The 12,975-nt window shown below is 61.1% G+C and carries 12 protein-coding genes; 2 read left to right on the top strand and 10 right to left on the bottom strand.

The genetic code is table 11. The features are described from left to right. Window positions 1-6: 6 nt before the first annotated feature. Both KW568_RS00325 and KW568_RS00320 read right to left on the bottom strand, forming a co-directional pair. Window positions 7-588, bottom strand: a complete 582-nt coding sequence (locus KW568_RS00325) for a hypothetical protein (protein ID WP_003253026.1) — start codon at window positions 586-588, stop codon at window positions 7-9. After that, window positions 557-1,294, bottom strand: a complete 738-nt coding sequence (locus tag KW568_RS00320; RefSeq protein ID WP_003253028.1) for an SURF1 family protein — start codon at window positions 1,292-1,294, stop codon at window positions 557-559. The genes KW568_RS00325 and KW568_RS00320 overlap by 32 nt, the downstream gene beginning before the upstream one ends. Before the next feature lie 51 nt (window positions 1,295-1,345). Between KW568_RS00320 and KW568_RS00315 the strand changes: the two genes are divergently transcribed. Continuing rightward, window positions 1,346-1,549 (top strand): twin transmembrane helix small protein, encoded by a 204-nt coding sequence (locus KW568_RS00315; RefSeq protein WP_003253030.1) that lies wholly within the window; start codon window positions 1,346-1,348, stop codon window positions 1,547-1,549. 31 nt (window positions 1,550-1,580) lie between these two features. On the opposite strand, the gene KW568_RS00310 is transcribed toward KW568_RS00315, so the two are convergent. Genes KW568_RS00310 through coxB form a run of 4 tightly spaced genes read right to left on the bottom strand, consistent with a single transcriptional unit; the run spans window position 1,581 to window position 5,821 of the window. After that, a complete protein-coding gene (locus KW568_RS00310; RefSeq protein WP_003253033.1) occupies window positions 1,581-2,468 on the bottom strand; it encodes a cytochrome c oxidase subunit 3 in 888 nt (295 codons plus the stop codon). 16 nt (window positions 2,469-2,484) lie between these two features. Next, complete coding sequence (locus KW568_RS00305) at window positions 2,485-3,051, bottom strand: cytochrome c oxidase assembly protein (protein WP_003253035.1); 567 nt, start codon at window positions 3,049-3,051, stop codon at window positions 2,485-2,487. A gap of 9 nt (window positions 3,052-3,060) precedes the next feature. Next, a complete protein-coding gene (gene ctaD, locus KW568_RS00300) occupies window positions 3,061-4,650 on the bottom strand; it encodes a cytochrome c oxidase subunit I (protein WP_003253037.1) in 1,590 nt (529 codons plus the stop codon). A gap of 43 nt (window positions 4,651-4,693) precedes the next feature. Next, the gene (coxB, locus tag KW568_RS00295; protein WP_003253039.1) at window positions 4,694-5,821 is read right to left on the bottom strand and encodes a cytochrome c oxidase subunit II; all 1,128 of its coding nucleotides are present in this window, start codon (window positions 5,819-5,821) and stop codon (window positions 4,694-4,696) included. A 369-nt stretch (window positions 5,822-6,190) separates the two neighbouring features. On the opposite strand from coxB, the gene KW568_RS00290 reads away from it, so the two are divergent. Further along, a complete protein-coding gene (locus KW568_RS00290) occupies window positions 6,191-6,832 on the top strand; it encodes a hypothetical protein (protein WP_003253042.1) in 642 nt (213 codons plus the stop codon). Window positions 6,833-6,979: 147 nt separating this feature from the next. Here KW568_RS00290 and KW568_RS00285 read toward each other — a convergent pair whose 3' ends face one another. The 4 genes from KW568_RS00285 to KW568_RS00270 all read right to left on the bottom strand — a co-directional run bounded on the left by KW568_RS00285 (window position 6,980) and on the right by KW568_RS00270 (window position 12,851). Beyond that, a complete protein-coding gene (locus KW568_RS00285) occupies window positions 6,980-8,512 on the bottom strand; it encodes a SulP family inorganic anion transporter (RefSeq protein ID WP_004575261.1) in 1,533 nt (510 codons plus the stop codon). Window positions 8,513-8,704: 192 nt separating this feature from the next. After that, complete coding sequence (locus KW568_RS00280) at window positions 8,705-9,424, bottom strand: carbonic anhydrase (RefSeq protein ID WP_003253046.1); 720 nt, start codon at window positions 9,422-9,424, stop codon at window positions 8,705-8,707. A gap of 303 nt (window positions 9,425-9,727) precedes the next feature. Then, on the bottom strand, window positions 9,728-10,786 hold the full coding sequence (locus KW568_RS00275; RefSeq protein WP_003253048.1) for a PA0069 family radical SAM protein: 1,059 nt from the start codon (window positions 10,784-10,786) through the stop codon (window positions 9,728-9,730). A gap of 70 nt (window positions 10,787-10,856) precedes the next feature. Beyond that, complete coding sequence (locus KW568_RS00270; protein WP_004575262.1) at window positions 10,857-12,851, bottom strand: M3 family metallopeptidase; 1,995 nt, start codon at window positions 12,849-12,851, stop codon at window positions 10,857-10,859. Window positions 12,852-12,975 lie beyond the last annotated feature (124 nt).

The following is a 12,975-nucleotide window of genomic DNA, read 5'->3' as shown; positions in this document are numbered from 1 at the left end:
AGGCTCCTAGCCGATGTTGGACAGCTTGAGCAGGTGGCGCAGGTCATCCAGCACATGCTTGCCGTTGACCTTGCCGTCGTAGCGCAGCACCAGGTTGCCGTGCGGGTCGACGATCCACAGCTGCGGGCCGGGCTCGACAACCTTCTGCTGATAACGTTGCGCATCCAGCGGGTAGCGCTGCAACTGCGGGTACTCGCGGCCAAGCAGTGCCTGATAGTCGGCGCTCAGCGGCTGGGCGGCGGCCAGCGCATGGCTGGCGCGGCTGGCATCACGCCCCAGCCCGACCTGAATCTGCCGAGCCAGGTACACCAGGCGCTGACAGTCTTCGGTGCAGGCCTGGGGCGCGCTGACCAGCAACTGCCAGCGCTCGTCCTGGCCCGCCACGCCGAGATCAGCACGGCTTTCCCCATTGCCAATCATGGCGCCATGGTAGCTGCGGCCTTCCGGCACCCAGAATTTGAGCTTGTACATACTGGTGGCCAGAACCATCGGCCCAAGCACCACCAGCAGGATCAGTAACAGCTGCAAACGCCCACGGGCTCTGGGCTTGCTACGTTCAGGCACGTCCAGTGGAGTGGCGGTGGCCATGGCGTTTCTCCTTGTTTTGGTGCCAGCCGAAGTAGAGGTAGAGCAGAACCAGAGCGGTAGCCAGGGCAAACCACTGCACGGCGTAGCCCACGTGTTTTTCGGGGCTCATGGCCACAACCGGCCAGTCCAGGCGATAGCTCGCAGGGCCCGGCTCCAGGCGCAATTCCTGAGCGAAGCCTTCGCGATCAAGCTGTTGCCATAGCAGCGCAGCATCGATAGCGGTCAACAGATGCGGCCATTGCCCACCGATGGGGTCCGGGTGCAGCTGGAAGGTGCTACCGGGCGCGACATACACAGAGGCATCCAGCGCCAAGGCCTGGGCAGGGGTTTCGAAGGGCACCGGCACCCGGCGGTCTAGCCATGGCAACCAGCCACGATTGATCAGCAACCACAGGCCGCTGGCTTGGTCGTGGAAGGGCTGCAGCAGCTCGACACCGGGTTTGCCGTCGCGCATGCGGTTGTCCAGCAGCACGCTGTGCTCGGCGTCGAAGCGGCCATACAGGTGCACGCGGCGGAAGGCGTTGTCTTCTTTCGAGAGGAGCTGGGCGGTGGCGATCGGCGCTTCAACCCGCCGTTCTGCATAGGTGGCCAGCAGCACGCGCTTTTCCTCGGCACGGCCGAGTTGCCAGCAACCAAGCGCAATCAGCCCCGGCAGCAGTGCAAGCACCACCAGCGTCGGTACCCAGCCTGGGCGAAACGGCCTCACGGGCGCCTCGCTATACTTATCCACATCACCGCACCCCCCCGGAGTAACGCCATGCTCAAGGCCGCGATTGTCCTGATGCTGTTGGCCACGATTGCCAGCCTGTTCAGTGGCCTGGTGTTTCTGGTCAAGGATGATGAAAACTCGACCCGCCTGCTCAAGGCCCTGACCGTACGGGTCACCCTGGCAGCCTTGACCATAGGCCTGGTCGCCTGGGGCTTGATCAGCGGTCAGCTGGTCTCCCACGCCCCTTTCTGAAGCGCTCACCCACCCCTACAGGGTTTCGTATTCACAACACATAGACAAAGATGAACAACCCCACCCACACCACATCGACGAAGTGCCAGTACCAACTGGCTGCCTCGAAGCCGAAGTGTTTTTCTGGGTTGAAATGCCCGCGCAGAATACGCACGAACATCACAATCAGAATGATCGTGCCCAATGTCACGTGGGCACCGTGAAACCCGGTAAGCATGAAGAACGTCGCACCGTAGATCCCTGAGCCCAGTGTCAGCCCCAGCTTGGTATAGGCCTCGTGGTACTCGAAGGCCTGCAGCGCGATAAAGCTGATGCCCAGAACAATGGTCAGCGCCATCCAGAATTTCAGCGGCCCGCGGTGGTCACGGCGCAAGGCGTGGTGGGCAATGGTGATTGTCACACTGGAACTGACCAGCAGGATGGTGTTGATCAGCGGCAGATGCCACGGGTCGATCACTTCCTTGGGCGGCGGGAACAGCTTGGGGTCGGGGGTGTGCAGTAGCGGCCAGGTGAATTCGAACGTTGGCCACAGCATGTGCGCAACACCTTTGGCCCCTTCGCCTCCCAGCCACGGCCCCGCCAGTACGCGGACATAGAACAGCGCGCCGAAGAACGCCAGGAAGAACATCACTTCAGAGAAGATGAACCAGCTCATGCCCCAGCGGAACGAGCGATCCAGCTGCGGGCTGTACAACCCGGCGCGGCTCTCCTTGACCACTGACCCAAACCAGCCGAACAGCATGTAGGCCAGAAACAACGCACCCACGAAGAAGATCAGCGGCCCGTGCGAATCCGGGTGGCCCGCCTTCATGTCGTTGAACCAGGTGCCCAGGCCGAATACCGTGATGAACATGCCGATGGTGGCGATGATCGGCCATTTGCTCTGCGCCGGAACGTAGTAGTGCTCATGACTTGCCATTGCTGTTCTCCTTCCCTTAACGGGCGCCCTGGACGTCCTGCGCCGCAACGTGCGCGACCGGCGGGTGGCGAGCGGTGATGTCGAACAAGGTGTAGGCCAGTGTCAGGTGCTTCACGCTGGCCGGCAGGTCGCGGTCGACGATGAAGCGCACCGGCATCTCGATGCGTTCGCCGGGCTGCAGCACCTGCTGGGTAAAGCAGAAGCACTCGGTCTTGTGGAAGTAGGCCGCGGCCTCGGCCGGGGTAATGCTGGGTATTGCCTGCGCACTCATCGGCCGGTCGGTCGGGTTGTGGGCAATGAAGATCATCTGGTTCACCGCCCCCGGGTTGACCTCCAGCTGGTCGGCAGTGGAGTAGAAGTCCCAGACCATGTCGCTGGCATTGGTCGACATGAACTGCACCCGCACAGCACGCGTCGGGTCACTGACCTGGCTACCTTCGTATTGGCCGCCGGTCTTGCCGTTGATACCGAACGCTTTGCACATGACGTCGTAGATCGGCACCAGCGCGAAGCCGAAGGCGAACATCACCACCGTCAGCATCAACAGGCGCGTTACCAGGCGTTTCACCGACAGGCCGTTCATGGCGGGTTCCTATTTCACTTCCGGGGGTGTCTGGAAGGTGTGGTAGGGCGCAGGCGAGGGTATCGACCACTCAAGGCCCTCGGCGCCATCCCAGGGTTTGGCCGGTGCCGGCGCGCCACCGCGGATGCACTTGATGACAATGAACAGGAAGAAGATCTGCGTGGCGCCGAACATGAACGCGCCGATCGACGACACCATGTTGAAATCGGCGAACTGCAGGTTGTAGTCGGGGATGCGCCGTGGCATGCCGGCCAAGCCTACGAAGTGCATGGGGAAGAAGGCCATGTTCATGCCGATGAACGACAGCCAGAAGTGCAGTTTGCCGAGGGTTTCGTCGTACATGTGGCCAGTCCATTTCGGCAGCCAGTAGTAGGCCGAGGCAAAGATGCCGAAAATTGCACCAGGCACCAGTACGTAATGGAAATGCGCCACCACGAAGTAAGTGTCGTGGTACTGGAAGTCCGCCGGGGCGATCGCCAGCATCAACCCGGAGAAACCACCGATGGTGAACAGGATGACAAAGGCGATGGCGAACAGCATCGGCGTTTCGAAGGTGAGCGAACCTTCCCACATGGTGCTGACCCAGTTGAATACCTTCACCCCGGTGGGCACGGCAATCAGCATGGTGGCGTACATGAAGAACAACTCGCCGACCACCGGGATGCCGACCACGAACATATGGTGGGCCCAGACGATGAATGACAGGAAGGCAATGGCGCCGGTGGCATACACCATCGAGGTATAACCGAACAGCGGCTTGCGCGAGAACGCCGGGATGATCGAGCTGACCGCACCGAAGGCGGGCAGGATCATGATGTAAACCTCAGGGTGACCGAAGAACCAGAACACATGCTGGAACAGCACCGGGTCACCGCCACCTGCGGCACTGAAAAAGCTGGTACCGAAGTGGATATCCATCAGCATCATGGTTACCACGCCGGCCAGTACTGGCATCACCGCAATCAGCAGGAACGCGGTAATCAGCCAGGTCCAGACGAACAGCGGCATTTTCATCAGCGTCATGCCGGGGGCACGCAGGTTGAGGATGGTGGCAATCACGTTGATCGCCCCCATGATCGAGCTGATACCCATCAGGTGGATGGCGAAGATGAAGAAGGTGACGCTGGCTGGCGCATAGGTGGTGGAAAGCGGTGCGTAGAACGTCCAGCCAAAGTTCGGCCCTCCGCCCGGGCTGAACAGGGTCGATACCAGCAGCAGGAAGGCCGCCGGCAGCAGCCAGAAGCTGAAGTTGTTCATCCGTGGCAGGGCCATGTCGGGCGCGCCGATCATCAGCGGAATCATCCAGTTGGCCAGGCCGACGAAGGCCGGCATCACCGCGCCAAACACCATGATCAGGCCATGCATGGTGGTCATCTGGTTGAAGAACGCCGGCTCCACGATCTGCAAACCCGGCTGGAACAGCTCAGCGCGGATCACCATGGCAAACGAGCCACCGAGCAGGAACATGATGAAACTGAACCACAGGTACATCGTGCCGATGTCTTTATGGTTGGTGGTCAGCACCCAGCGCATCAGGCCCTTGGCCGGGCCGTGCGCATGGTCATGGCCGTGGGCGTGGTCGTCGATCACTGCACTCATGTCCTGTCTCCTGCAATCCATTGATTGCCGCGAGTAACCCGGTTCACTTGGCTTCTGCCTGCTTCAGCGCCAGCACGTCCTTCGGCGTCACCATGTCGCCTTTGTTGTTGCCCCAGGCATTGCGCTCGTAGGTGACCACAGCAGCGATGTCGACTTCCGACAGCTGCTTGCCGAAAGCGGCCATGGCCGTGCCGGGCTTGCCATGGAAGACAATGCTCAGGTGGCCTTCCTTCGGCCCGGTGGCAATCTTCGAGCCTTTGAGCGCCGGGAACATTGGCGGCAGGCCCTGGCCTTCGGCCTGGTGACAGGCCACGCAGGTGGTGTGGTAGACCTTGTCGCCTCGCGCCACCAGCTCTTCCAGGGTCCATTCCTTGCTGGTCAGCTCCTTGAGCTTGGCGGCTTCAGCCTTGCGCTCGCCAAGCCAGGTGTCGTAATCGGCCTTGGACTTGACCTCGACCACCACCGGCATGAAGCCGTGGTCTTTGCCGCACAGCTCGGTACACTGGCCGCGGTAGATGCCTGGCTTTTCGATCCGGGTCCAGGCTTCGTTGACAAAGCCTGGGATGGCGTCGCGCTTGACCGCGAAGGCTGGCACCCACCAGGAGTGGATCACGTCGGCAGCAGTGACCAGAAAGCGCACTTTCGCGCCCACCGGCAGCACCAGCGGCTGGTCGACTTCCAGCAGGTAATGCTCATCCTTGGGCGCCTTGTTGTGGATCTGGTCGGTGGGGGTGGCCAGATTGCTGAAGAACTCCACGTCCTGGCCCAGGTACTTGTAGTGCCATTTCCACTGGTACCCCGTGACCTGGATGTCGATGTCCGAATCGCTGGCATCGTAGATGTCGATCAGCGTCTTGGTGGCCGGGATGGCCATGGCCACCAGGATCAGGAAGGGAACTACCGTCCAGAGGATTTCCACCCAGGTGTGCTCGTGGAAATGCGCAGCCTGCTGGCCGGTGGAGCGGCGGTGGATGACCATTGACCAGAACATCGCGCCAAACACCACGATGCCAATGATCACGCAGATCCAGAAGATGGTCATGTGCAGGTCGAAGACGGCGTTGGAGACTTCCGTCGCCCCTGGGTGCATGTTCACGGTCCAGGCGGCGTTTGCCTGGCCAAAAACCGACCACAACAGGAGGCCCATCCAGACATGTGGATGTCGCATCATTGCGGGTTCCCCTTCTAATTCTTGTTGTCCCGGAGGCGTGGCCTGCGGCAAGAGGGAACGGCGGTCAAGACTGCATGGCTTCGACGACCGAGCCCCTGCTAAAAGCAGTCGGGCCTCATCAACGAATCACGTTCACCGGGAGTATAGACAGCGACCAATGGCACGCAATGAAGCCTGTGAAATGAACTTCACGAAATAGCCAGATAGCCTGAAAACCGCGCGCTTGAGAGGTCATGGCTAAATAATGGCATCTGGTTATGCCAGACATAGCACACGTTTGCGCGGTTTATAACAAATACGTCTTAGGTATTCTGTATACCGAGCTAATTTAGTGTCTTCCGTTTGAAACGTAATGTCCCTGGAGTTGTCATGAACATCGCTGCTGTACGCGAGCAGGTAAGCCAAGCCCATCAACATGAAGGCCAGACCGGCCAATTGAAACAGCGTCTCGAGCTGCAACTGCCCCATCTGCACCCCTCGATCCAACTGCCTGAGCAGGACGCCCAGGGTACTTTGGCGCGCTTCGTCAGCGCCTACATCGATCAGGTTCCGGAACTGCTGGAGGCCGCCCACGAGGTCGCCCGCGAAGCCGGGATCGAATCGCAGATCAAACCTGTACTGAAAATTGCCGAAGCCTATTTCCTGCAGCCGCCCAGCGTGATGCAAGGGCATGTAGGCCTGGACTGCCTGCTGGATGAAGCCTACCTGGCGCACCGCCTGGTGGAAGAGGTGAATGACTTGTACATTCGCCACTTCCAGCAGCCGTTGATTCCGGTCGACACCACGGTCGCCAACCTGATTGCCCACCAGTTGATTGGCGAAAGCTTTGCCAACCAGCTGGATGAAGTGGTGCACCACTCGGTCGACGAAATGCTCAATGACGAGAGCTTTGCGGTTGAATCGGTGGAGGCCTATCGAGAGAAGCTGAGCAGCCCGGCAACTGGCGAGGCGTGGAAGCGCTGGCCGTGCCTTTCGCGCCAACTGGGTGTCGAGCTGGGTCAGCCGGCCTGATAGACCTGTAACGGCCTAGGTGCATCGGTGGTTCGGCGCAGGCCGTCGTAGGAGCAGGTTCACCCGCGAAAGGGCCGGCCCTGCTGGCCTATCTCCACCCGCCGATCACCGTTGCCGCCGCTACCGTATTCGCGGGTAAACCCGCTCCTACGCCCCAACCCCCGCCGTAGTCCGCAACCGCCCCTCGATCCGACGCTTCAGGCGCCGCTGCTCTATCAGCAACCGTGACCCATTGGCAGAATTGCTGCGGCTCCAGTCCTCCAGCAACTCAAGGCACGAGTGGTCGATATAGCTCAAGTTCCCCAGCGGCACATGCAGCGTGGTGCCCGCCGGTACGGTATCCAGCACCTGGGTCAGCGCCGGCACCTTCAGGAAGGTCGCCGCGCCACTGAGGCGCAGTTCCATGTGCCCATCCTTGGCCAGGCTCACCAGGTTGATCTTCAGCCGCGCCGCCTTGAACGCCAGCTTCAGCAAGGTCAGGGCAAAGCCCAGCAGCACACCGGTCAGCAGGTCGGTAAAGATGATCGCCAGCGCAGTCGCCGCGTAGGTGAACATCGGCATGCGCCCATAACGGCCCAGCCCGCGAAACGCCTTGAAGTCGACCAGTTTGACCCCGGTAAACACCAACACCCCCGCCAAGCTCGCCACCGGGATCTGCTGCAGCACGCTGCTCAGCGCCACCACGAAGGCCAGCAACCACAAGCCATGGAAGATTGCCGAGGCCCGGGTTTGCGCCCCGGCCTGGACGTTGGCCGAGCTGCGCACGATTACCCCGGTCATCGGCAGGGCACCCAGCACCCCGCACAGCATGTTGCCGATGCCCTGAGCCGACAGTTCGCGGTCGAAGTCCGAGCGCTGGCCGCTGTGCATGCGGTCCACTGCTGCGGCCGACAGCAAGGTTTCGGCGCTGGCAATGAACGCCAGGGCAAAAGCGGCGACCAACAGGGCAGGGTCGGCCAGCTGCATCAGGTCCGCCGGACGAAGCCAGTCGATGGCCTCGGACAGGTCGGCCGGGACTTGCACGCGGTTCACCGGCAAGGCCAGCCACAGGCTGATAGCGGTCATGCTGGCCACGCCGAGTAATGCACCCGGCACGAAACGCAGCCGCTGCGGCCGCAAGCGCTCCCAGCCCCACATGATGGCGATGGTCCCCAGGCCCAGCGCCCCGGCCATCCAGCCGGCGCCGGTGCTCTCCTGTGGCAGGGCTGCCGACAACGTTGCCGGGAACGCCAGCAGGTTCTGCAGGCCCGACGGTTGCGGCGCGGTGTCGAACATCACATGCACCTGCGAAAGCACGATCAACACGCCAATCCCGGCGAGCATGCCGTAAACCACCGCCGGCGCGGTCACGCGGAACCAGCAGCCCAGGCGCAAGCGACCGGCCAGCAACTGCAACAGGCCGGCCAGCAACAGGATTGGCCCGAGCATGGCCATGCCGTGCTGGCGTACCAGCTCGAACACCAGTACCGCCAGACCGGCAGCGGGGCCGCTGACCTGTAGCGGCGACCCAGCAAGGAAACCGACGACAATGCCGCCGATAATCCCAGTAATCAGGCCTTTTGCCGGCGGCATGCCAGAAGCGATCGCAATGCCCATGCACAACGGCAGGGCCACCAGGAAGACCACCACCGACGCCAGCAACTCACGCGGCAGGGCCGCTTTCAACTGTGTAATGTTCACCGTGTTTCTCCTTTCTCTAGTCGCACGGCCATTCCCCTGGCCGTGGGCACGTTTGCCCCTGACAAGCGCGCAGGCGCGGGCCGCCAGCGAGCACGCCGGCAGGGCAGTCAGGGAATTCAAGGCAGCCGAATGCCGTGCCACACCCCTGCAGGGTGCAGCCGGCTATCAAGGTTCTAGCGGCGGACGGGTCGCTTAGTAGCGGCCTCTCGGAGTGGCGCAGGGAACGGGTTCACCCGCGGCCAAGGGCAGGAAGCTGTCGCTGGCGGCGTCGTAGGCTTCGATCTTGCTGGTCTCGATGTCGTACACCCAACCATGAATGAACAGCTCACCGGCTGCCAGGCGCGAAGCCACCGAAGGATGGGTGCGCAAGTGATGCAGCTGGGCGATGACGTTCTCTTTGGTCAGCACTTGCATCGTCTCGTGTTCGCTGCCGCAGGAGCAGTTGTTCTCGACCACGGTGCGGGCCACTTCAGCGTGGCGCAACCAGGCGCCAACGGTAGGCATCTTGGTCAGCGACTGCGGGTTGAGTACCGCACGCATGGCGCCACAGTCAGAGTGGCCACAGATGATGATGTGGTGAACTTTAAGCGCCATTACGGCGTACTCGATGGCGCTGGAAACGCCGCCGTTCATCTGGCCATAAGGCGGTACCACGTTACCCACGTTACGGGTCACGAACAGGTCGCCTGGCGAGCTCTGGGTGATCAGCTCGGGAACGATGCGCGAATCGGCACAGGTGATGAACATGGCGCGTGGTGTTTGCGCGGTGGCGAGCTTCTTGAACAGCTCTTGCTGATCTGGGAAAACATCATGGTGAAAGCGCAGGAAGCCGTCGACGATGTGCTTAAGGGCAGCATCGGCGCTTTCCGCGGGGACCTGCGGTACGACCTTGGATGGGTCCTTGACGGGCATGATTCATCCTCTTGACGGTGTGTAGGTAAATCCATTTTACCGGTGAAAGATTCAGGCTATGCAGGGTTTTAGATGACACGCACGGGCCATAGATCACAGTCGCTGTGGACTTATTACCTACGCTAGCGGGGAAAACTTAACTGAAACTTAATTCGAAGGCTCTAGAACGGGCGTTCCAGATGAAAAAGGCGGGAACTGGATAATAGCAAAAAAACATCAGCTGCCAATATGTATTAGCGCAATTATTGGTTGTTATTAGTTGCGTTGTGAGCAATGCGCAGCCCTTGGTGGGGCGGGTTCATGTCAGAACAGCGCCATCTGCCCACCCGGCGGGCAGAACGCCGAGCAATCCAGCGCCTGCGCCTCGCGCCCTTCGAAGTCCAGCCGTTTCATTGCCTTGGCAAAGCGCTGCGCCAGCAACTCGGCAAACACCCCTTCACCACGCATGCGCACACCGAACCGGCTGTCATACAGCTCGCCACCACGGCTCTGGCGGATCAGGCTCAACACATGCGCTGCCCGCTGCGGGTAATGATCCTGCAACCACTGCTCAAACAACGGCGCCACCTCCAGCGGCAGGCGCAGCATCATGTACGCCGCACTTTGCGCACCGGCCTCCTTCGCCGCCTCCAGCAGGCGTTCCAGCTCACTGTCGTTGATCATCGGAATCATCGGCGAACACAAAACACCCACCGGTACGCCCGCTTCACGCAATACCCGGATGGCCCTCAACCTCGCACCGGGTGAGGCCGCTCGGGGTTCGAGCACGCGCTTGAGGCCGTCGTCCAGCGTGGTCAGGCTGATCATCACCCGTGCCAGGCGCTGGCGGGCCATCTCGGCCAGCAGGTCGAGGTCGCGCAGCACCAGTGAACCCTTGGTGACAATGGTCACCGGGTGACGAAAACGCAGTAACACTTCGAGCAAGCGCCGAGTCAGTAACTGTTCGCGCTCAATCGGCTGGTACGGGTCGGTGTTGGAGCCCAGATTGATCGGCGCGCACACGTAGCCCGGTTTGCTCAATTGCTGTGCCAGCACCTCGGCGGCGTTGGTCTTGGCAATCAGTTTGGTCTCGAAATCCAGGCCGGGAGAAAGGTCCCAGTAGGCGTGTGAGGGGCGGGCATAGCAGTAGATACAGCCATGTTCGCAGCCACGGTAGGGGTTGATGGAGCGATCGAAAGGGAGGTCGGGTGAAGTGTTGCGGCTGATCACCGACTTGGCTGTCTCGATCCGCACCTCGGTACCCTGGGTTTGCGGCACTTCCTGGTACCAGCCATCATCTTCCGCCACCGAATGACCAGGGGCAAAGCGGTTGTGTGGATTGTGCGCCGTGCCACGGCCCTTTTGCGGTGCTGGAGGAATCATGGCTCACCTGAATACTGTATTCATATACAGTATCGCGCATGCCGGGATCTTTCCAGCACCTCTGGTCTGACTACTTCAGGCCATGCCAGCTGAGATACGCTGCCTGGCTCGATTGCCGCCCGAGAAACGCCTCGATGCCTTCACGCAATGGGCGCGATGCCCCTGGGGCGAACAGTGCTTCCTGCAGTGCCCGCCCCGTGGCTCCGTTCAACAGGCCCTCGGCTTCGAAGCGGGTGAACACATCGAAGGCATGCACATCCGACCACAGATAGGCGTAGTAACCCGCATCGTAGCCGTTCACAAGGTGGTCGAAGGCATGCGCCGGATGTTCAAAGTCAGCGAGTGGCCAGTAACCGCAACGCGCGCGGGCATCACCCAGTCGCTGTTCAAAGGTCCTGCCATCGTTTGGTGTGCCATGCAGGTCCATGTCGAACAGCGCCAGGCACAGATCACCCGCGATCTCCTCCACGCCCTGCTGCCGTAGCTGCCGCAGGCACTCATCGGCTTGCTCGCGGGATAGTTGGTGGCCGTCGTGCGTGCGCGCCGAGATCGCCAGCAGGTAGTCCGCGTCCCAGACCCAACGTTCGAACAGCTTGCCGAACAACTCCACACCATCGGTGCCCAGCTCGGTCACATTGGACATGACGTGGTTCGTCGTACGTACCAGCAGGTGGTGCAGGGCATGGCCGAATTCATGGAACAGCTTGCGCAGTGACAAATGATCGAGCAACGGCTGCGAACCTGACAGCGCTTGCGGCACATCACTGAACACCACCACCGAGGCTGCCTGGCAGATACCCTCTGCATCGACCCGGCGATGCCTTACATAGGTGGTGAACACCGCGTCTGGCTGCTTGCCTGCGTGTTGCACGGCATCCAGATACAGAAAGCCAATGAAAGCGCTGTCCTGCCACACCTCGAACGGCTGCACGCTGTCATCCCAGACAGGCAGCGCTTTGGGCTGCAGCACTGCACCAAACAACGTCTGCGCCAATTGCTGCAACGCACTGACAACGGTATTCAGCGGGAAATAATCGCGCAGCGCTTCGGCAGGAAACTCGCTGCGCGAAGCACACCGCAGGTACTCGAAATCCCAGGGTTGGGGTTTGCCCAGGCCCTGCTCGGCAGCCCAACACTCCACCTGCGAACGCCACCGCAACATGGCAGGTCGCACATGATCGGCCAGATCGTGGAGAAAGCCGCGCACCTGGGCTACCGAACCCGCACTCTTCACCTGCAGGCTCTGCTCCAGATGGCCGGAATAACCGAGCAGGAGGGCCTTCTCCTCAAGCAATTGCGCCTGTTGCTGCAGATACATGCGGTTGTCCTGTTGCCGATCATGGCTGACGCCACGGGCGTGAAAAGCCCGGTACACACGCTCACGGAGCTGGCGGTTGGCAGCATGTTTGAGCACCTCACGCGTAGTCACCGTGTCACACGCAATCAACCACCCCTGCTTACCTGCTTGCTGTGCGCTTGCAGCCAATTCGTCACGTACCCGCTGCGGGATGCCGCTCAGCTCCGCTTCATCGGTGATGTTCAACCCAGGCCGGTCGATGTTGCTGCGGAACGCCTCGCGTGCAGTGCCAATCTGCGTTTGAAGGTCTGCCAGATGCGCTTTGCCTGCGGTGTCGAGTAACGCCCCGCTAGCGACGAACTTGTCCAGGTGCCAACGCAAAGTGGCACGCTTCCCGACATCCAGTTGCTTGCCGATGTCACTGCCGGCCAAGCGTGCATACAGATCATGCAAAACCGTGTTGGCGAATTTTTGCTCGAAGCGCGCCGTCACTTTCCCGTAGAAATCAATGATGGCGTTGGCCCACGCCGTATCCCGGCCGACCAGTGGTGAGGCGGCATACAACACTGCCAGCAGCCGGCTATCCAGCCCATCCAACGCCAGCACCATGTCATCCCAGGTGGGCATGGCCCGCTGGTCCAGGATGATGCGTTCGACACCTTGCTCGTGCGCCAACAGCACGGCAGCGAACGCCGCCTGCATGTTTTCGAGGGTGATGGAAGAGTAATCGACGGGGATATGGCTATCTTGCAGAAGAGGGTTGGCCATGGTGCATCACCTTGCTGATAGATATGAGCAAGAGAGCTTGCATGGCCCGCGTGCGCCAGGTGGCCTGACTATCTAACACCTGTCCATGCCTGCCCGGGCATTGCACCCGGGCGGCACGACAGGA

Source organism: Pseudomonas sp. HD6515, from assembly GCF_024971855.1.
Classification (GTDB): Bacteria; Pseudomonadota; Gammaproteobacteria; order Pseudomonadales; family Pseudomonadaceae; genus Aquipseudomonas; species Aquipseudomonas alloputida.
This window is presented reverse-complemented; position numbering and strand designations above follow the sequence as displayed.

Bases quoted from the DNA above. Each gene is read 5' to 3' on its own strand.
- KW568_RS00325 (WP_003253026.1), bottom strand. From the start codon at position 588: ATGGCCACCGCCACTCCACTGGACGTGCCTGAACGTAGCAAGCCCAGA.
- KW568_RS00315 (WP_003253030.1), top strand. From the start codon at position 1,346: ATGCTCAAGGCCGCGATTGTCCTGATGCTGTTGGCCACGATTGCCAGC.
- KW568_RS00310 (WP_003253033.1), bottom strand. From the start codon at position 2,468: ATGGCAAGTCATGAGCACTACTACGTTCCGGCGCAGAGCAAATGGCCG.
- KW568_RS00305 (WP_003253035.1), bottom strand. From the start codon at position 3,051: ATGAACGGCCTGTCGGTGAAACGCCTGGTAACGCGCCTGTTGATGCTG.
- ctaD (WP_003253037.1), bottom strand. From the start codon at position 4,650: ATGAGTGCAGTGATCGACGACCACGCCCACGGCCATGACCATGCGCAC.
- coxB (WP_003253039.1), bottom strand. From the start codon at position 5,821: ATGATGCGACATCCACATGTCTGGATGGGCCTCCTGTTGTGGTCGGTT.
- KW568_RS00290 (WP_003253042.1), top strand. From the start codon at position 6,191: ATGAACATCGCTGCTGTACGCGAGCAGGTAAGCCAAGCCCATCAACAT.
- KW568_RS00280 (WP_003253046.1), bottom strand. From the start codon at position 9,424: ATGCCCGTCAAGGACCCATCCAAGGTCGTACCGCAGGTCCCCGCGGAA.
- KW568_RS00275 (WP_003253048.1), bottom strand. From the start codon at position 10,786: ATGATTCCTCCAGCACCGCAAAAGGGCCGTGGCACGGCGCACAATCCA.
- KW568_RS00270 (WP_004575262.1), bottom strand. From the start codon at position 12,851: ATGGCCAACCCTCTTCTGCAAGATAGCCATATCCCCGTCGATTACTCT.